Origin of the sequence: Stenotrophomonas sp. (assembly GCF_032056425.1) — a bacterium.
Classification (GTDB): domain Bacteria; phylum Pseudomonadota; class Gammaproteobacteria; order Xanthomonadales; family Xanthomonadaceae; genus Stenotrophomonas.
The window spans coordinates 81937-101301 of record NZ_DAMBCN010000003.1 but is presented as its reverse complement, the minus strand read 5'-3'; the positions used below and the strand labels follow the sequence as shown (position 1 = coordinate 101301).

General features: G+C 67.4%; 14 protein-coding genes and 1 riboswitch. Of the genes, 7 read left to right on the top strand and 7 right to left on the bottom strand.

The window, feature by feature from the left end; genetic code table 11:
• Positions 1-37: 37 nt before the first annotated feature.
• Positions 38-1009 (bottom strand): aldo/keto reductase, encoded by a 972-nt coding sequence (locus RTY46_RS03240; protein ID WP_312706647.1) that lies wholly within the window; start codon positions 1007-1009, stop codon positions 38-40.
• 193 nt (positions 1010-1202) lie between these two features.
• On the opposite strand from RTY46_RS03240, the gene RTY46_RS03235 reads away from it, so the two are divergent.
• From RTY46_RS03235 to RTY46_RS03220, 4 genes are all read left to right on the top strand, one after another.
• Positions 1203-2501: a nucleoside transporter C-terminal domain-containing protein gene (locus RTY46_RS03235; protein ID WP_312706646.1), complete on the top strand. Its 1299-nt coding sequence runs from the start codon at positions 1203-1205 to the stop codon at positions 2499-2501.
• 25 nt (positions 2502-2526) lie between these two features.
• Positions 2527-3480, top strand: a complete 954-nt coding sequence (locus RTY46_RS03230; RefSeq protein WP_312706645.1) for a ribokinase — start codon at positions 2527-2529, stop codon at positions 3478-3480.
• 292 nt (positions 3481-3772) lie between these two features.
• A complete protein-coding gene (gene dusB / locus RTY46_RS03225; RefSeq protein ID WP_312706644.1) occupies positions 3773-4768 on the top strand; it encodes a tRNA dihydrouridine synthase DusB in 996 nt (331 codons plus the stop codon).
• A gap of 108 nt (positions 4769-4876) precedes the next feature.
• Positions 4877-5704, top strand: coding sequence for a class I SAM-dependent methyltransferase (locus RTY46_RS03220; protein ID WP_108748562.1), 828 nt, complete (start codon positions 4877-4879; stop codon positions 5702-5704).
• A gap of 25 nt (positions 5705-5729) precedes the next feature.
• Here RTY46_RS03220 and RTY46_RS03215 read toward each other — a convergent pair whose 3' ends face one another.
• From RTY46_RS03215 to RTY46_RS03205, 3 genes are all read right to left on the bottom strand, one after another.
• Positions 5730-6758, bottom strand: a complete 1029-nt coding sequence (locus RTY46_RS03215) for a metal-dependent hydrolase (RefSeq protein ID WP_312706643.1) — start codon at positions 6756-6758, stop codon at positions 5730-5732.
• A gap of 108 nt (positions 6759-6866) precedes the next feature.
• Positions 6867-7667 (bottom strand): UDP-2,3-diacylglucosamine diphosphatase, encoded by an 801-nt coding sequence (locus tag RTY46_RS03210; RefSeq protein WP_312706642.1) that lies wholly within the window; start codon positions 7665-7667, stop codon positions 6867-6869.
• On the bottom strand, positions 7664-9361 hold the full coding sequence (locus tag RTY46_RS03205; protein WP_312706641.1) for a GNAT family N-acyltransferase: 1698 nt from the start codon (positions 9359-9361) through the stop codon (positions 7664-7666). The genes RTY46_RS03210 and RTY46_RS03205 overlap by 4 nt, the downstream gene beginning before the upstream one ends.
• Positions 9362-9675: 314 nt before the next feature.
• Between RTY46_RS03205 and metK the strand changes: the two genes are divergently transcribed.
• Both metK and RTY46_RS03195 read left to right on the top strand, forming a co-directional pair.
• A complete protein-coding gene (gene metK / locus RTY46_RS03200; protein ID WP_312706640.1) occupies positions 9676-10887 on the top strand; it encodes a methionine adenosyltransferase in 1212 nt (403 codons plus the stop codon).
• Between the two features lie 159 nt (positions 10888-11046).
• Positions 11047-11553, top strand: a complete 507-nt coding sequence (locus RTY46_RS03195; protein ID WP_312706639.1) for an acyl-CoA thioesterase — start codon at positions 11047-11049, stop codon at positions 11551-11553.
• A gap of 26 nt (positions 11554-11579) precedes the next feature.
• On the opposite strand, the gene RTY46_RS03190 is transcribed toward RTY46_RS03195, so the two are convergent.
• From RTY46_RS03190 to RTY46_RS03180, 3 genes are all read right to left on the bottom strand, one after another.
• A complete protein-coding gene (locus RTY46_RS03190) occupies positions 11580-12041 on the bottom strand; it encodes a hypothetical protein (RefSeq protein ID WP_312706638.1) in 462 nt (153 codons plus the stop codon).
• A 65-nt stretch (positions 12042-12106) separates the two neighbouring features.
• Positions 12107-14818: a phosphoenolpyruvate carboxylase gene (gene ppc, locus RTY46_RS03185; protein WP_312706637.1), complete on the bottom strand. Its 2712-nt coding sequence runs from the start codon at positions 14816-14818 to the stop codon at positions 12107-12109.
• A gap of 176 nt (positions 14819-14994) precedes the next feature.
• Positions 14995-17505 carry a prolyl oligopeptidase family serine peptidase gene (locus RTY46_RS03180; RefSeq protein WP_312706636.1) on the bottom strand — a complete coding sequence of 837 codons (2511 nt, stop codon included), beginning with the start codon at positions 17503-17505 and terminating at the stop codon, positions 14995-14997.
• Positions 17506-17606: 101 nt separating this feature from the next.
• Positions 17607-17690, top strand: a riboswitch (S-adenosyl-L-homocysteine riboswitch).
• A gap of 36 nt (positions 17691-17726) precedes the next feature.
• On the opposite strand from RTY46_RS03180, the gene ahcY reads away from it, so the two are divergent.
• Positions 17727-19172, top strand: a complete 1446-nt coding sequence (gene ahcY, locus RTY46_RS03175) for an adenosylhomocysteinase (protein WP_312706635.1) — start codon at positions 17727-17729, stop codon at positions 19170-19172.
• The last annotated feature ends 193 nt before the right edge of the window (positions 19173-19365 follow it).

The window sequence follows — 19365 nt, the reverse complement described above, 5'->3', positions numbered from 1 at the left end:
AAAGGCATGGCGCGCAGGTTCGGCGCCACCCGGGCGGTCAGACGAACGCGGCTTCCACCCGTGCCCAGCCGGCCTCGTCCATCTGCGCCAGTACATCCAGCGCCTGCAGGTTCTGCAGCAGCTGCGGCACCCGGCTGGCGCCGAGGATCACGCTGGACACGTTCGGGTTGCGCAGGCACCAGGCAATGGCCAAGCTGGCCGGGGCATGCCCCAGCTCGCGGGCGACCTGGCTGAAACGGCGTACCTGGGCCATGCGCGCGGCGGCGTTGTCGCCCAGCACCAGGTCCTGCAGCCAGCCCATGCCGTCACGGCCCAGGCGCGCGTCGGCCGGAATGCCCTCGTCGTACTTGCCGCTCAGCAACCCGGAGGCCAGCGGCGAGAAGATGGTGGTGCCCAGCCCCGGCGCGTCGTACAGCGGGGCGTATTCCACTTCGACCCGCTCACGGTGCAGCAGGTTGTACTGCGGCTGCTCCATCGACGGCCCCTGCAGGTTGTGCCGCGCCGCCACCTCCAGCGCCTGCTGGATCTGCGCCGCCGACCATTCCGATGTGCCCCAGTACAGCACCTTGCCCTGCCGCACCAGGGTATCCATGGCGTGCACGGTCTCGGCGATGGGCGCATCCGGATCCGGCCGGTGGCAGTAATAAAGGTCCAGATAGTCCACCCGCAGGCGCTTCAGCGCTGCATGGCAGGCATCGGTCACATGCTTGCGTGACAGGCCACGCTGGGTCGGCCGCGGGTCCTTGGCGCTGCCGAAGAACACCTTGCTGGACACACAGAAGCCGTCGCGCGGCAGCCGCAGGTCGGCGATCACATCACCCATCACCTGCTCGGCACGGCCGTTGGCATAGCCCTCGGCATTGTCGAAGAAGTTGATGCCATGGTCCCAGGCGGCGGCCACCAGGTTGCGCGACTCGTCACGGGCAACCTGATCGCCGAAGGTCACCCAGGCGCCAAAGGACAGGGCGGAAATCGGCAGGCCGGTGGAGCCCAGGCGACGGTAGAGCATGACAATCTCCTGCTGCAGGCCCGCATCCGGGCCGGGATCGAGCCCCCATTCTACCTGCCCTGCCAACGGCCAAGCCCTTGCCGTTGCTGGCTTGTTCGGTGCCGATGGGAACCGGCAGGCGGCTTTTCCTTGCTCCGGCCCCTGCCCTGCACTAGGCTTCCCGTTTTTCGCGACGCCCCAGGGGAGTCACCACATGGTCGAAGGTTTGGGCAGGATCGGCTTCGGCCTGTTCGGGTTGGCGGTGCTGATCGGCATCACCTGGCTGTTTTCCAACAACAAGCGCGCGGTGGACTGGAAGCTGGTCGTCACCGGTATCACCCTGCAGATCGCGTTTGCGGCGCTGGTGATCCTGGTACCGGGCGGCCGTGACGTGTTCGATGCGCTGGGCAAGGGCTTCGTGAAGGTGCTGAGCTTCGTCAATGAAGGCTCGGGCTTCATCTTCGGCTCGTTGATGGACACCCAGAATTACGGCTTCATCTTCGCCTTCCAGGTGCTGCCGACCATCATCTTCTTCTCGGCGCTGATGGGCGTGATGTACCACCTGAACATCATGCAGGGCATCGTGCGCGTGATGGCGTGGTCGATCACCAAGGTGATGCGCGTGTCCGGCGCTGAAACCACCAGCGTCTGCGCCAGCGTGTTCATTGGCCAGACCGAGGCGCCGCTGACCGTGCGCCCGTATATTCCGAAGATGACCCAGTCCGAGCTGCTGACCATGATGATCGGCGGCATGGCCCACATCGCCGGCGGCGTGCTGGCCGCCTACGTGGGCATGCTCGGCGGTGGCGACCCGGTGCAGCAGGCGTTCTACGCCAAGCACCTGCTGGCCGCCAGCATCATGGCCGCCCCGGCCACCCTGGTGGTGGCCAAGCTGCTGATTCCGGAAACCGGCACCCCGCTGACCCGCGGCACGGTGAAGATGGAAGTCGAAAAGACCTCCAGCAACATCATCGACGCGGCGGCCGCAGGCGCCGGTGATGGCCTGAAGCTGGCCCTGAACATCGGCGCCATGCTGCTGGCCTTCATCGCCCTGATCGCCCTGCTGAATGCCCCGCTGACCTGGATCGGTGATGTGACCGGCCTGGCTGCCGCCATCGGCAAGCCGACCAACCTGTCCACCATCTTCGGTTACGTGCTGGCCCCGATTGCCTGGGTGATCGGCACCCCGTGGGCCGACGCCACCACGGTGGGCTCGCTGATCGGCCAGAAAGTCGTGATCAACGAGTTCGTGGCCTACACCGAGCTGTCGCAGATCGTGAACGGCCAGGTGGCCGGCGTGAGCCTGTCCGACGAAGGCCGCCTGATCGCGACCTATGCGCTGTGTGGCTTTGCCAACTTCAGCTCGATCGCCATCCAGATCGGTGGCATCGGTGGCCTGGCCCCGGAACGTCGCCACGACCTGGCCAAGTTCGGCCTGCGCGCGGTGCTGGGCGGTACCATCGCTACCTTCATGACGGCCACCATCGCCGGCGTGCTGACCCATTTCAGCTGAACCCCTGTTTGAGAAAAGATTCCCTATGAGCAGCAGTGTCGTTGTCGTCGGTTCCTTCAATGTCGATCACGTGTGGCGGTGCGAAGCACTGCCGGCACCGGGTGCGACCATTGCCGGCCGTTACAGCACCGGCCCCGGTGGCAAGGGCTTCAACCAGGCCGTAGCCGCCAGCCGTGCCGGTGCCGACACGCACTTCCTGTGCGCGCTGGGCGACGACGCCGGTGGCGCCATGGCCCGTGACCTGGCCGCGCAGGACGGCTTCGCCCTGATTGCCGAAGCCAGCGCCGAGCCGACCGGTACCGCCGGCATCTATGTGGATGCCCGTGGCCGCAACACCATCGTCATCGGCCCCGGCGCCAATGCCGCCCTGAGCACCGGGTTCCTGCAGCAGCAATCGGTGCTGGCCAACGCCAAGGTGGTGCTGGTGCAGCTGGAATCGCCGGTGCAGACCATCGAAGCAGCCTTGGCCGCGGCCCGCGAAGCCGGTGTGACCACGGTGCTCAATGCTGCCCCGGCGGATGCACCGTCCACCATCGGCCTGCTGAAGCTGGCCGATGTGATCACCCCGAACGAAACCGAGTTCGCCGCCCTGCTCGGCCGGCACGTGGGCGAACGCGTGGACGCCGACGACGTGGCCGCGCTGGATGGTGCGAGCCTGCATGCGCTGTGCCGCAAGCTGGTGGGCAACGGCACCGTGGTGGTCACCCTGGGTGCGGTGGGCGTGTTCGTATCGCATGCCGACGAGAACCTGCGCGGTGATACCCAGCCGTATTACCGCGTCGGTGCCGAGCAGGTGCAGGCCATCGACACCACCGGTGCCGGTGATGCCTTCAACGGTGCCCTGGCCGCCTCGATGGCCCAGGCACCGGAAGCCGCGTTCGCCCGCCACGTGCGTTTCGCCAACCAGTTCGCCGGCCGTTCCACCGAAAAGGAAGGCGCCGCAGCGGCCATGCCGCGCTTCACTCCGGCAGACCTGTAGATCCACGCGATGCGTGGATGAGAACCCCGGGCGTGCCAATGCCCGGGGTTTTTTGTGTCCCGCCGCCCACCCTGATCGGGCTGCAGGGGCAGTAGATCCACGCCATGCGTGGATGGGCGTGGATGGGCGTTGGCGCCTGGCCCAGCCGCCCACCATGCCCCAGCCCTTGGGGCGGCGGAAGCAACCGTCAAGCATCTGCTGATTCCCGTCCGGCATGACCTCGGTCCGGATCGGCCTGAATGGGCGCCCGTATCGCCGGGTCTTCGTCCCGCCCGCGCCCTACAATGGGCACATGCAGATCGGCCCGTACACCATTGCCCCCAACGTCGTGCTGGCGCCCATGGCCGGCGTCACCGACAAGCCTTTCCGCCTGCTGTGCAAACGGCTGGGCGCGGGTCTGGCTGCCTCGGAAATGACCATCAGCGACCCGCGCTTCTGGAACACGCGCAAATCGATCCACCGCATGGACCACGACGGTGAGCCGGCGCCGATCAGCGTGCAGATTGCCGGCACCGAGCCGCAGCAGCTGGCCGAGGCCGCCCGCTACAACGTCGACCACGGCGCGCAGATCATCGACATCAACATGGGCTGCCCGGCCAAGAAGGTATGCAATGCCTGGGCCGGCTCGGCGCTGATGCGCGACGAGGCGTTGGTGGCGCGCATCCTGGAGGCGGTGGTGAATGCGGTGCCAGTGCCGGTCACCCTGAAGATCCGCACCGGCTGGGACTGCGACCATCGCAATGGCCCGCTGATTGCGCGCATTGCCGAGGACAGTGGCATTGCCGCGCTGGCGGTGCACGGCCGCACCCGCGACCAGCATTACACCGGCCAGGCCGAGTACAGCACCATTGCCGAGATCAAGGCCGCGCTGCGCATTCCGGTGATCGCCAATGGCGATATCGATTCGCCGCAGAAGGCCGCGCAGGTGCTGCAGCAGACCGGCGTGGACGCGGTGATGATCGGCCGTTCCGCGCAGGGCCGGCCGTGGATCTTCCGCGAAGTGGCGCACTATCTGGCCACCGGCCAGGAGCTGCCGCCGCCGTCGTTGGCCGAAGTGCGCGACATCCTGCTGGGCCACCTGCATGCGCTGCACGCGTTCTACGGCGAACCGCAGGGCGTGCGCATCGCCCGCAAGCACCTGGGCTGGTATGCCAAGGATCGTCCGGAGAACGCGGCGTTCCGCGCCGTGGTGAACCGCGCCGAGGACCCGGACAGCCAGATCGCACTGACGGCCGAATACTTCGACCGCCTGATCGCCGGGGAGCCGGCCATGCCCACAGCCGCCTGACCGCGCCAGCCCCGTCGTTAGCGGGTGACGGCCCCACCCCGTAGAGTCGAGCTTGCTCGACTGGCTTTCCCGAATAGTCGAGCAAGCTCGACTCTACAAGAGCACACCATGACCCCGCCGATCTCTTCCCCCACCTATCTGCACGGTTTTTCCGGCACCGAACAACAGCGCCTGATGACCCAGGCGCGCCTGCTGGAATCGAGCATCTTCGGCCAGATCGACTACAGCGGTGCCCGCCGCCTGCTGGAAGTGGGCAGCGGCGTAGGTGCGCAGACCGAGATCCTGCTGCGCCGCTTCCCCGACCTGCACGTGACCGGCGTGGACCTGAGCGAGGCCCAGCTGGCCACGGCGCGCGAAAACCTGGCACGCACGCCATGGTGCAGCGACCGCTACACCCTGCAGCAGGCCGATGCCGGCGAATTGCCGTTCGAGGCACGCAGCTTCGATTCGGCGTTCCTGTGCTGGGTGCTTGAGCACGTGCCCTCGCCTGCCCGCGTGCTGAGCGAAGTGCGCCGCGTGCTGGCGCCGGGCTCACCGGTGTACATCACCGAAGTGATGAACGCCTCGTTCCTGCTCGATCCGTATTCGCCGCACATCTGGCGCTACTGGATGGCCTTCAATGATTTCCAGTACGACCACGGCGGCGACCCGTTCGTGGGCGCCAAGCTGGGCAACCTGCTGCTGGCCGGCGGTTTCCGCGACGTGCATACCGAGATCAAGACCATCCACCTGGACAACCGCGAACCGGCGCGCCGCAAGACCATGATCGCGTTCTGGGAACAGTTGCTGCTGTCGGCCGCCGACCAGCTGCTGCAGGCCGGTGCGGTGGACGAGGACACCGTGGAAGGCATGCGCCGCGAGTTCCGGCTGGTGCAGAACGACCCCAACGCGGTGTTCTTCTATTCGTTCGTGCAGGGCCGCGCCACAGTCTATTGAGCCCCCATCCACGCGTGGCGTGGATCTACTGTGGGTGCCAGATGCGCTGCCACATGGCCGCCAGCCGGCCCTTCATCTCGGCCCGCGCCTGCGGGCTGCTGTAGTCGGTACGCCGCTGCTCGGGCACCATCGGCTGCCACTGCCCATCCACCTGCCGGGCCACGGCGAAGTTGAAGGTGTAGTCCGGTTCCAGGCCCATGCGCAGGTCGCTCAGCACCAGTGCGCCGTCCACCACCTGCGCGCGCATGAAGCCGCGATTGAACCATTGCAGGCGCTGCACCGCAGGCACATCCGCCGCCTCGCGCAGCGCCTGCACGTTCGACGCATGCCCTTCGAACTGCATCGGACCGCTATCGGCCAGCAGCGAACGGTCACCCACCACATAGCCGCTGGGCGTCATCGCTACCACCCGCCACAACAGGGTGTTGAAGGGCATCGGTACCGAGAAGCGCGGCGCATCGCCCAGCCCCATCGCAGCCAGGCTCTGTTGCGCGGCCTTGTCCACCTGCGCCTTGGCCACCAGCCCCCAGCCCAGGTACGCACTGCTGACCAGCAGCGCCACGCCCAGCACCTTGCCGGCCCACGGCCGCGCGCGACCGAACCAGGCCAGCACGCAGCCCAGCAGCAGCCACACCGTGTAGGCCGGATCGATGATGAACACACTGGAGCCCATCGCAGGATGCGGCTGCAGCGGCCACCACAACTGCGTGCCGTAAACGGTGAATGCGTCCAGCAGCGGATGGGTGACCAGTGCCAGCTGGATCGCCCAGAACCAGCGCACCGGCGACTGCGCCACGCGCCCATGGCCGAAGCGTTTGAACAACCACCAGATCAGCGCCGCCACCCACGGCAGCACCAGCAGCGAATGGCTGAAGCTGCGGTGCTCGACCATGTTCGCCACCGGGTCGCTGGCGGTAAAGCCAAGCCAGAGCGCGTCCAGGTCTGGCAGGGTGCCCAGCGCCGCGCCGGCCAGCAGAGCCGCACGGCGATGGCCGGGCGGAGCGATGGCAGCGGCTACCGCGCCACCAAGTACGATCTGGGTCAAGGAGTCCATCGGTCGATGCTAGCGCGCCGCCCACCGGTTTGTAGAGTCGAGCCATGCTCGACTGTTTAGGGGCAGTCGAGCATGGCTCGACTCTACACAGGGGCGGAGCGGTGCCGGTCAGGCGGCCTGTCGGATGCGTGCGCCTGGCAGCTCCACCAGCGTCCGGCCGGTGTGGTCCAGCAGGCGCAGGCTGCCATCGTGGCCCTCGGCCAGCGCACTCAGGCTTTCCACCCAGTCACCATCGTTGGCATAGACCAGCCCATCGCGTTCAATCAATGCCGCGCGATGGATGTGCCCGCAGACGATCCCATCCAGCCCGCGCCGGCGCACATCGTCCAGGCCGGCCTGCACGAATCGCGCGATGTAGCGTTCGGCGGCACCGCTGCGCCGTTTCAGGAATTCGGACAGTGACCAGTAACGCAACCCCAGCGGACGGCGCACCGCGTTGAACAGGCGGTTGCCGGTCAGGATGCGGTAGTACAACCAGTCGCCGAAGCGCTCCTGCAGGCCGCCGAAGTGGGTCACGCCGTCGTAGTCGTCACCGTGCACCACCAGCAGGCGACGGCCGTCGGCGGTGACATGGATGGCGCGCCGGCGCACCTGCATGGCCGGCAGCATCATGCCGCAGACCTGGCGCAGCGAGGCATCGTGGTTGCCGGGAATGTAGATGATATCGGTGCCTGCCCTGCGCAGCGCATGCAGGGCCTGCACGACATCGCTGTGTGACTGCCGCCAGCGCGCGCCGCGGTGGGCCATCCACCACAGATCGATGATGTCCCCCACCAGGTACAGCCGCTCGCAGCGCAGCCGGCCCAGGAAGCCCGCCAGTTCGGCGGCATGGCAATGGGGCGAGCCCAGATGCACATCGGAAACAAAGACAGCCCGATGGCGCGGCGGCAACGGCGCTACCGTGCTCATGCCACCGCCTCCGCATCGCGCAGGTAGCGTTTGCGCTTGTGCGGCCGGATCGCCTGCAGGTCCAATTCAATCAGGCCATCGATGGAATCGCTGAAATCCGGATCGACACCGAAAGCCAGGAAGCGCGCGCCGCCGGGTTCGCACAGCTCGGTGTACTGCCGGTACAGCGTCGGCACGGCCGTACCCAATGCGGCCAGGTTGGCCTTCAGCACCTCGAAGGCGGCCGAGGCATCCAGTTCGCCAAAGCTTGGCGGCGCAGCGACGTACTGGAATGGACGCTGCGATTCGACCAGCCCCTGCGCACCGCCGTGGTAGCGCTGGTAGTAGGCAACCAGTTGTTCGCGCGCATCGCGCGGCAGCGCGGCACTGATCGACACCGCACCAAACAGGTAGCGCACGCCCGGTTGGCGCTGCAGATAGGCACCGATGCCCTGCCACAGGTAGTCCAGGCTGCGGCTGCCCCAGTAGTCGGGCACCACGAAGCTGCGGCCCAGTTCCAGACCTTCGGCGATGCGCGCAATGGCATCGTCGGAATAGCGGAACAACGAGGCGCTGTAGAGGCCGCCCAGGCCGCGGCGGGCCAGCGCCTGGGCGCCACGCATGATGCGGTAGGCGCCGGCAATGCGTTGCGCCGCTGCGTCCCAGATCACGATGTGCTGGTAGTCCAGGTCGAACGCATCCAGGTCACGCGCGCGACCGGTGCCCTGGCCCACGCGGCGGAAAGTCAGCTCGCGCAGGCGCCCCAGTTCCAGCAGCAGCGGGCAGCCCGCCGCGCAGCGCGCCAGCAGGATCTGCTTGCCGTCACCGGTCTGGCCCAGCCGCTCGGCGGCCGCAACGGCCCTGGCCACCTCGGCCGGCGGCAGCGGTGCGGCCAGCGGCGCCTGCGCCAACGCGGCCGATTCGCTGCAGCGCAGGGCGTAAAGCGCGCGCCGCACCGCCAGCAGCTGGGCGCTGGCATCACCGTGGGCGAGCTGCATCGGCTGGCCGATCTGCAGCCGCAGCGGGCGGCCGCGGCGGGCGAACATCTCGCGCGCCAGCAGGGCCGTGCCGGCCGGCTTGAACAACGCCGAGGCGCTGTAGAACAGCAGTGAATTGCGCGCCTGCACCCGCACCGGCAGCACCGGCGCCGACGACGCGCTGGCGAAGCGGACGAATCCTCGCTGCCAGCGCCCATCGCGGATGCCGTGCACCGACAGCCGCGACACTTCACCGGCCGGGAACACGATCACGCACTGTTCGGCGGCCAGCGCCTGTTCCACCGCCTGCAGGCTGGCGCGCTGCACCTTGCCGCCCAGCATGCGCACCGGCAGCAGCAGCTCCTGCAGCGGCGCCAGCGCGCCCAGCAGATCATTGGCCACGATGCGCACGTCGCGCCGCACCCGGCCCACCGCATCCAGCAGGGCCAGCGCGTCCAGTGCGCCGGACGGATGGTTGGCCACGATCAGCAGGCGCCCCTGGGCCGGAATCCGCTCCAGCGCACCGGCTTCCAGCTGGTAGGGGCTGCCGAGGAAATCGAGGCTGGCGGCGACGAAGTCGAAGCCGCGCAGGCCCTCGCTGCGCCGCAGGAAGGCCTCGATGCGGTCCAGCCGCGACCAGCGACCGATACCGCGCAGCAGGGGCCGGGCCAGATGCCCCCGGCGGCCATGGAACCACTCGGGAAAGCGTTGCTGGAGGCGCTGCTGCAGTTCCTGCATGGCGTGCTCGCGGGTGCCCGGCGGCCGGATTGGCGCAGAGCCTGCACCCCCGCCAAGGCAGGCAGATGGCGGTTTGGCGGCAGAACGATGACGGCGCCGCCCCCGCGCACCGGGCGGCCCGGCCGGGCCCTCAATGGTCACGCCAGTGGAACACTGCCCCTGCAACATCAGGCACTTGCGCCCTACAGGGCCTGTGAAGACGGGCACACCGCCTTAACCACCGGCAACCTGTCCGGGTTCACAATGCACAGGCGGCGCACCCCGTGTATCATGCGCGCCCATCTTTCCATCCGAATCAAGGGATATACCGCCTGATGTCCAGCTATCTCTTCACCTCCGAGTCGGTCTCCGAAGGCCATCCGGACAAGGTTGCCGACCAGATCTCCGATGCGGTGCTGGACGCGATCCTGACCCAGGACCAGCGCGCCCGCGTGGCCTGCGAGACCATGGTCAAGACCGGTGTTGCCATTGTCGCCGGTGAAATCACCACCAGCGCCTGGATCGACCTGGAAGCGCTGACCCGCAAGGTCATCACGGACATCGGCTATGACAGCTCCGACGTCGGCTTCGACGGCGCCACCTGCGGCGTGCTGAACCTGATCGGCAAGCAGTCGCCGCACATCGCCCAGGGCGTGGACCGCAAGAAGCCCGAAGAAATGGGCGCTGGCGACCAGGGCCTGATGTTCGGCTACGCCACCAACGAAACCGACAGCTTCATGCCGGCGGCGATCCACCTGTCGCACCGCCTGGTGGAACAGCAGGCCAAGATCCGCAAGAAGCGCAACTCGCCGCTGTCCTGGCTGCGCCCGGACGCCAAGAGCCAGGTCACCCTGCGCTATGAAAACGGCGAAGTCTCGGCCATCGACGCGGTGGTGCTGTCGACCCAGCATGCCCCGGGCATCAAGCAGAAGGACCTGATCGAGGCCGTCCGCGAAGATATCATCAAGCCGGTGCTGCCGGCCAAGTGGCTGCACAAGGGCACCAAGTTCCACATCAACCCGACCGGCAAGTTCGAGATCGGCGGCCCGGTGGGCGATTGCGGCCTGACCGGCCGCAAGATCATCGTCGACACCTACGGCGGTTGGGCCCGTCACGGTGGTGGCGCCTTCTCCGGCAAGGACCCGTCCAAGGTCGACCGTTCGGCCGCTTACGCCGCCCGCTACGTTGCCAAGAACGTGGTTGCCGCCGGCCTGGCCGACCGTTGCGAAGTGCAGGTCTCCTACGCCATCGGCGTGGCTGAGCCGACCTCGATCTCGGTCACCACCTTCGGCACCGGCAAGATCAGCGACGACAAGATCGAGAAGCTGATCCGCAAGCACTTCGACCTGCGCCCGTACGGCATCATCAAGATGCTGGACCTGATCCACCCGATGTACCAGCAGACCGCCGCCTACGGTCACTTCGGCCGCAAGCCGAAGGAATTCAGCTACCTCAACGGCGAAGGCGAGACCGTCAACGCCACGGCCTTCTCCTGGGAGAAGACCGACCGCGCCGCCGCCCTGCGCGCCGACGCCAAGCTGAAGTAAGACCGACGGGTAGAGCCGACTGTTAGTCGGCTGACCTTGCAGAAGGGCCGCGAAAGCGGCCCTTCTGCTTTGCGTAGAGTCGAGCTTGCTCGACTGCTCCTGGCAACCTCAGTCGAGCAAGCTCGACTCTACGCGGCCCGTGCCCGATACAATCGGCGCATGTCGACCGAACTGAAAACCCACCAGCTGTCCATGACCGTGCTGATGTCGCCGGACATGGCCAATTTCTCCGGCAAGGTCCACGGCGGCGCCGTCCTGCGCCTGCTCGACCAGGTGGCCTATGCCTGCGCCAGCCGCTACGCCGGCAGCTACGTGGTCACCCTGTCGGTGGACCAGGTGATGTTCCGCCAGCCCATTGCGGTGGGTGAACTGGTCACCTTCCTGGCCTCGGTGAACTACACCGGCACCTCATCGATGGAGATCGGGGTGAAGGTGGTGGCCGAGGACATCCTCAAGCGCAGCGTGCGCCATGCCAACAGCTGCTTCTTCACGATGGTGGCGGTGGACGAGGCCGGCAAGCCGACCGCCGTGCCGCCGCTGCAGCTGGAAACCAGCGACGAGCGCCGCCGCCATGCCGCAGCCCTGATCCGCCGCCAGCTGCGCCAGGAAATGGAACAGCGGCATCTGGAACTGCTGGCCTCGAACCCGCCGTCGCCGGAGGGTTGACCGCGCTCGCCGGGCACGGCCCGGCGCTACCCTTCCTGTTCGGGCAGATAGGGCGACAGGAAAGGCTCGATGTTCAACAGTGGATCGGCCTGCGCGAGTGCGGCCGACGCGTCCACCGAGGACAACACGTACATGTAGTAGTCGTAACCGAAGTGAACTTCGGCGCTGTCGCCCACCAGCTTGCACCAGATGACATTGCGCAGCACGTCACGCGCCACCCGCTCGATCCCATCCAGATCCAGCAGCTGGCCCTCGTGGTAATTGCGTGAGTCACGCCGTTCAAGCGACTGGATACGCAGTGACTCGACGCCGATGCCGACGCAGAAACGCCTGATCGCATCCAGATAGGCTTGCTCGACAACGAGGTAATCCTCAAGGCTTACCAGGCTGCCGACATCGCCGAAGTCCGTCCACTCTTCGGGCGGTGAGCAGAGGTACCCCTCGGGCATCCGCTGCCAGTATTTGGTGATACGCCAGGAATGCTCCATGGGGCGAGAGGATAACGGAACCGACTTCGCGGTGTAGCCGGCCAGCGGCCGGCACTACCGCAACTTCAACCGGTGTTCTGCACGCCCTGCGAAACGCCGTTCACGCAGGCCACCAGCGCACGCAGCAGATCGTCGTCTTCGCGCCCGCTGGCCCGCCAGCGCCGCAGCAGATCGACCTGCAGCACGCTGATCGGGTCCACGTAGGGATTGCGCAGGCGGATCGACAGCGCCAGGCGCGCGTCGTGGTCCAGCAGGGTCTGCTGGTCCAGCAGCGCCAGCAACCAGTGCCGGGTCAGTTCAAGTTCGCGCTGCACCTGCGGGAAGAAGCGCGCGTGCAGGTCGCCGGACAGCAGCGAGAACTGCTCGGCAATGGTGATATCGCCCTTGGACAACACCATGGCGATGTCGTCCAGGAACGTGCGGAAAAAGGGCCAGTCACGCGCCATCGTGCGCAGCGTCGCTTCATGGCCCGCATCGACTGCCGCCTGCAGGCCGCTGCCCACGCCGTACCAGCCGGGAATGACCGCACGCGCCTGGCTCCAGGCGAACACCCACGGAATCGCCCGCAGATTGCCCAGCGCCGCGTCCTGGCCCAGCCGACGCGACGGCCGCGAGCCCAGGGTCATCCGCTCGATCACATCGATCGGCGTGGCGGTGCGGAAGTAGTCCATGAACTGCGGTTGGCCCACGAACGCCCGATAGACCTCACTGCTCGCTGCAGCCACCTGGTCCATCACCGGCCGCCAGTCGTCTTCGCGCGGTTCGGCCGCACGCGGCCGCAGGCTGGCGCGCAGCACGGCGCCGGTGGCCTGTTCCAGCGACCGCAGCGCCAGCGCTCGGATGCCGTACTTGCGGTGGATCACCTCGCCCTGCTCGGTTACCCGCAGGCGCCCATCGATGCTGCCGCGCGGCGATGCATCCACCGCGTGGGTGGTCTTGCCACCGCCGCGGCTGATCGAACCACCACGGCCATGGAAGAAGGTCAGGCGGATGCCAGCCTCGGCCGCGACATCCAGCAGTTCCACCTGCGCACGCTGCAGGCCCCAGCGCGACGCGGCGATGCCGCCGTCCTTGCTGCTGTCCGAGTACCCAAGCATCACCATCTGCACGTCATCGCGTGCACGCAGATGCGCGCGGTACACCGGATCCTCCAGCAGATCTCGCAGGGTGGCGGTACCACGCTTGAGGTCGTCCACGGTTTCAAACAGCGGCGCGATGTCGAGCGGCACGCCGCCATCGGCATCGACCAGGCCACCGCGCCGCGCCAGCGCCAGCACGGCCAGCACGTCGCCGCGATCGTGCGCCATGGAAATGATGTAGCTGCCCAGTGCATCGCCGCCATGGCGTGCACGTGCATCGGCCAACGCCGCGAACACCGCATCCAGGCGCTGGTTGCCCTCGTCATCGGCCTTGGGCAGCGGCTTTTCGCCGCTGGCATGCGGGCCCAGCAGCCGCGCCCGGCCCAGCGCATCCAGCGCCTGCCATGCATCCTCGCCGCCCAGCACCGAGGCCAGCGCGCGCGCATGCACGCTCGATTCCTGGCGCACATCCAGGCGCGCCAGATGGAAACCGAAGGTCTTCACCCGCCACAGCAGTCGCTGCACGGCAAAGCCACCGGCGTGCTCACCGCGGTTGGCGCTCAGGCTGTCCAGGATCAGCTGCAGATCCTCGATCAGTTCATCGGGGCCAGCGTAGGCGCCTTGGCCATCATCCAGCGTGGCCTGCAGGCGCGCGCGCATGCGGTCGTTGAGCAGGCGGTATGGCATGTCGGCGTGGCGCGGGCGCGACTGCACCTTTGGCAGAAGCTGCTGGTAGTGCGCCACGCGCGCCTGCAGCGCATCGCTCACGCCCACCCGTTCGGTGGACTGGCTGAGCAGGCTGGCCAGCTGCAGCAGCTCCTTCTGGTAGCGCCCGAGCACGGCCTGCCGCTGTGCATCCAACGTGTTGCGGATGGTGCCGGCATCCACGTTCGGGTTGCCGTCCATGTCGCCGCCGACCCACGTGCCGAAGCGCAGCAGCCGCGGCAGCGGCAGCTCCTCGCCGTAGGTATCGCGCAGCGCCTGCTGCAGCGATTCGTACAGCACCGGAATCACCCGGTACAGCACCTGCACCAGGTAGAAACCCACGTGTTCGCGTTCGTCATCCACCGTGGGCCGTACCGGCGATGAGTCGGTGGTCTGCCACGACGCGGTCAGCGCCATGCGGAAGCGTGCGGCATCGGCCGCCGCTTCACCGGGCGTGCGCTGGCCATCCAGGTTGTCCACCAGGCTGGCCACCATCAACTGTTCTTTTTCCAGCAGCGCGCGGCGCACCGCTTCGGTGGGATGGGCCGTGAAGACCGGCTCGATATCGATGCGCGGCAACCACTGCGCAAGTTCCTCCAGGCCCACGCCCTGCGCCTGCAGGTGCTGCAGTGCGTCCTGCAGGCCATCGGGCTGCGGTGCGGCGGTGCCGGCACGCTGGTAATCGCGGCGGCGGCGGATGCGGTGCACGCGCTCGGCGATGTTGACCACCTGGAAGTACGTGCTGAACGCACGCACCATGGTTTCCGCCTGCTGCGGCGTGCGACCGGCCAGGCCATCGGACAGCTCGGACAGCGGTGCGTGGTTCTCGCGGCGCGCGATCGCGCGGGTACGCACGTCCTCGACGTCGTCGAGGAACGCGGCGGAAACCTGTTCGACCAGCAGGTCGCCGACCAGTGCGCCCAGTCGGCGCACGTCATCGCGAAGCGGAAGATCGGGGGAAGCGAATTCGATGCTGCTGCGGTACTCGTTCATCGGCGACGCACGAACCTCTGGGCATGATCCGTCGCCAAGCCTACCCCAGTTCGCCGCCGTTGCTGCGGCGCGAAAATGGTTTCATCTGCACGTATCGCGATGAAAGCCGTCGAGCATGGCTCGACGCTACATCGGCTGCGGCGGCCCCCGTTGCAGGGGCCGCCGCCACACACGCCTCAGCGCTTCTTCTTCGCCTTGCCCTGCGGCACTGGGCCCAGGGTCTGTTCCAGCCAGCGCTCACTTTCGGCCAGCATGGTCATGATCGATTCGCGTGCGCGGTAGGCATGCGACTCGTTGGGCAGCATCACCAGCCGCGCGGTACCGCCCAGGCCCTTCACTGCCGCGAACATGCGCTCGCTCTGGATCGGGAACGTGCCGGAGTTGTTGTCGTCCACGCCGTGGATGAACAGGATCGGATCCTTGATGTCACCGGCGTAGTTGAATGGCGACATCTTCTGGTAGACGTCCTGCGCCTGCCAGTAGTTGCGTTCCTCGGCCTGGAAACCAAACGGGGTGAGCGTGCGGTTGTAGGCGCCGCTGCGGGCGATGCCGGCCTTGAACAGGCGCGTGTGCGCCAGCAGGTTGGCGGTCATGAACGCACCGTAGGAATGGCCGCCGATGGCGATGTGGTCACGATCGGTCACGCCACGGCGCACCACTTCGTCCACCGCGGCCTGCGCATTGGCCACCAGCTGTTCGATGTAGGTGTCGTTGGGTTCCTTGTCGCCCTCGCCGATGATCGGCATGGTTGGGCTGGCCAGCACCACGTAGCCCTTGGCCAGGAATGCCTGCGGCCCCCAGTAGCTGACCGCGTTGAAGCGGTACGGCGAATCGGTCACCTGGCTGGCGGCGGCGGCACTCTTGAACTCACCCGGGTAGGCCCACATCAGCAGCGGGCGCGGGCCATCGCGCTTGGGATCGTAGCCCGGCGGCAGCAGCAGCGTGGCGGTCAGGTCCACGCCGTCGGCACGCTTGTAGCGGATCTGCTCCTTCTGCACGCCCTTCAACTGCGGCAACGGATGAGCGAAGTGGGTCAGCGCGCGCGGCGCGGCACTGGCATCGGCCAGCGACTGCACCTGGTAGTTGGCCGGCTCGTCCGGGCTCTCGCGGGTCAGCAGCAACGAGGTGCCTTCCTGGTCCAGCAGCGCGACCGGCAGCGAATAGGCCGGTGCCTGCGAATGGAACAAACGGGTGGCCTTGCGGCTTTCGATGTCGAAGCGGTCCACGAACGGACGGTCGCCTTCCGGCGAAGCGCCCTGCCCGTACAGGAAGATGCTGCGGCCATCGGCGGTGGTCTGCAGGCGCGCGCGACCATTCACATCGCGCACCACACCGGCGCGGCCCGGGTCGTTGTAGCGGTCCTGCGCATCGCGGTCCCACAGCAGCTGCGGCGCCTGCGCGGCGTCGTCCGGGGCAATGCGCCAGGTCTTGCTGTTGCGGGTCTTCCACCACGACTCATTGAGCAGGGCCAGATCGCCGCGGCCCCAGGTGATGCCGGCGAAACGGCTGCCCAGCTGGGCCAGGGTCACCGGCGGCTTCTCGAACGGCGCGGCCTGCATGAACACCGCATCGCGCACCTTGGCGTCGCGGCTCGGATCGCCGCCATCCTGCGCCTCGGCCCAGACCAGGGTGGCCGGTGCATCGGCGCGCCAGCTGATGTCACGCACGCCGGTCACTTCGGCATCGTTGCCGGTCGGCAACCCTTCCACCAGCGGCCGCACGGCCACGGTATGGGCCAACTGGCCGTTGCGGTCCAGCACTTCAATGCGGCGCGGGAAGCTGCCCACCGGCACCACGTAGGAATACGGACGCTGCACGCGCTGGCTGAGCACGTAGTTGCCGTCGGGCGATACGCTGAAGTCCAGATAGATGCCCGCCGCACCCAGCGCACGGGCTTGCCCGTCCAGGCCGACCTGCATCGGCTGGGCCTTGGCGTAGTAGTCGAACAGGCGCGCGTCGGCCTCGTTCTTCAGCAGGTCCTGGTAGGTGCGGATGGAGACCACGCCGCTGCTCTTGCCGGTCTGCTGCACGGCCGGACCGGTGGGCACGCCATCGGCCGGCGGCGGATCACCTGCGCCTGCCACGCGGGTCATGACGATCAGCCCACGGCTGTCCGGCAGCCACTGGTAGCCCTCGCCAAACACCGTGTTCAGACCGGCCTGCAGGCGGCGGGCGCTGCCAGCGGCCACGTCCACCAGCCACAGTTCGTTGGCACCGCTGGCCGCGTCCACCTGGTTGAAGGCCAGCCACTTCTGGTCGGGCGACCAGGACAGGCCGGCAATCGACAACTGCGCCGGCAGGCCACTGATCTGCCGCTCCTTGCCATCGGCCACGTTCATCAGCCACAGCTTCTGGCCGAAGCTGAAACGGCTGTCGGAGAAGGTGCGCGGGTTGATGCGCACGCCGGCCAGCTTCAGTTCCGGCTGCGCCACCACCTGGATCGACGGCAGCGACGGCATCTGCATCAACGCGGCCACGTCGCGGCGCGGCGACAGGGACAGCGTGGGCGCACGCGGCGCGTCCACCACCGCCTGGAGCGCGGCCGACGGCAGTTCGTAGCCGGCGGCGGCCTGGGCGGCGGCGGCCGGGGCGGTACCGGCCGACCAGGCCAGCGGCGCTACGGCCAGCAGGGCCATCGACAGGACCAGACCGGTCCAGCGCCGCTGGCGGCGCGCGTGCTTGCTCATCATTCTTCCTGTTTCGGTGCGTGAAGACCCCGACCTTAACAGGCAGCGCCACGGCCCCCATCTGCCGATGGTTGGGGGCCGCGATATACTGGGCGTTCTCCCCTGCCGAGGGGCGCTGCGACCGGAACCCATGAGGCCCGGCCAGGCTCGGTAAGGTGGCTTTGTAACAACGGCGCCCGGCTAGATACGAGCATCTGCTCGTCCACAACCGGAGCTACTGCATGAACGCTGTTGCCAAGTCCTTCTCCACCGAAGGCGACTACAAGATCCGCGACATCACCCTGGCCGACTGGGGCCGCAAGGAACTGGACATCGCCGAGCATGAAATGCCGGGCCTGATGTCGATCCGCCGCAAGCACGCTACCAGCCTGCCGCTGAAGGGCGTGCGCGTGACCGGTTCGCTGCACATGACCATCCAGACCGCGGTGCTGATCGAAACCCTGAAGGACATCGGCGCCGACGTGCGCTGGGCCTCGTGCAACATCTTCTCCACCCAGGACCACGCCGCCGCGGCCATCGCCGCCACCGGCACCCCGGTGTTCGCCTGGAAGGGGGAAACCCTGGAAGAGTACTGGGACTGCACCCTGGACGCGCTGACCTTCACCCTGGCCGACGGCACCCTGACCGGCCCGGAGCTGGTGGTGGACGACGGCGGTGACGTGACCCTGCTGATCCACAAGGGCTACGAGCTGGAAAACGGCAGCGACTGGGTCAACACCGCTTCGTCCTCGCACGAAGAACAGGTCATCAAGAACCTGCTCAAGCGCGTTGCCAGCGAGCGCCCGGGTTACTGGGGCCGCGTGGTGAAGGACTGGAAGGGCGTCTCCGAAGAGACCACCACCGGCGTGCACCGCCTGTACCAGCTGGCCCAGGCCGGCACCCTGCTGATCCCGGCGATCAACGTCAACGACTCGGTCACCAAGAGCAAGTTCGACAACCTGTACGGCTGCCGTGAATCGCTGGCCGACGGCCTGAAGCGCGCGATGGACGTGATGCTGGCCGGCAAGGTGGCCGTGGTCTGCGGCTACGGCGACGTGGGCAAGGGCTGCGCCGCCTCGCTGCGTGCCTACGGCGCGCGCGTGATCGTCACCGAGATCGACCCGATCTGCGCCCTGCAGGCGGCGATGGAAGGCTACGAAGTCAACACCATCGAATCGACCCTGGGCCGTGCCGACCTGTACGTCACCACCACCGGCAACAAGGACATCATCCGCATCGAGCACCTGAGCGCGATGAAGGACCAGGCCATCGTCTGCAACATCGGCCACTTCGACAACGAAATCCAGGTCGATGCGCTGGTGGCGTTCCCGGGCGTGCAGCACGTGAACATCAAGCCGCAGGTGGACAAGTACATCTTCCCCAACGGCAATGCGATCTTCCTGCTGGCCGAAGGCCGCCTGGTGAACCTGGGCTGCGCCACCGGCCACCCGAGCTTCGTCATGTCCAACTCGTTCGCCAACCAGACCCTGGCCCAGATCGACCTGTGGGCCAACAAGGACAGCTACGAGAAGAAGGTCTACCTGCTGCCCAAGCACCTGGACGAAGAAGTGGCCCGCCTGCACCTGGAAAAGATCGGCGTGAAGCTGACCACCCTGACCCAGGAACAGGCCGACTACATCGGCGTGCCGGTGGAAGGCCCGTTCAAGCCGGACCACTACCGCTACTGATCGTGCCCGGGGTCGGATCCTTTTCCGCAGGAAAGGGCGCTGACCCCCGCAACGGCTACACACAGAACGGGCGCCTTCGGGCGCCCGTTCCGCGTTCCGCGCGCCCTGTCACAGAGCCCTACGAAGTCGCTTGCTACGCTCTCCCCCCTGCGGCCCCCGCCGCAGGTGTTCCAGTGCCCAGCCCGCTTCGTGC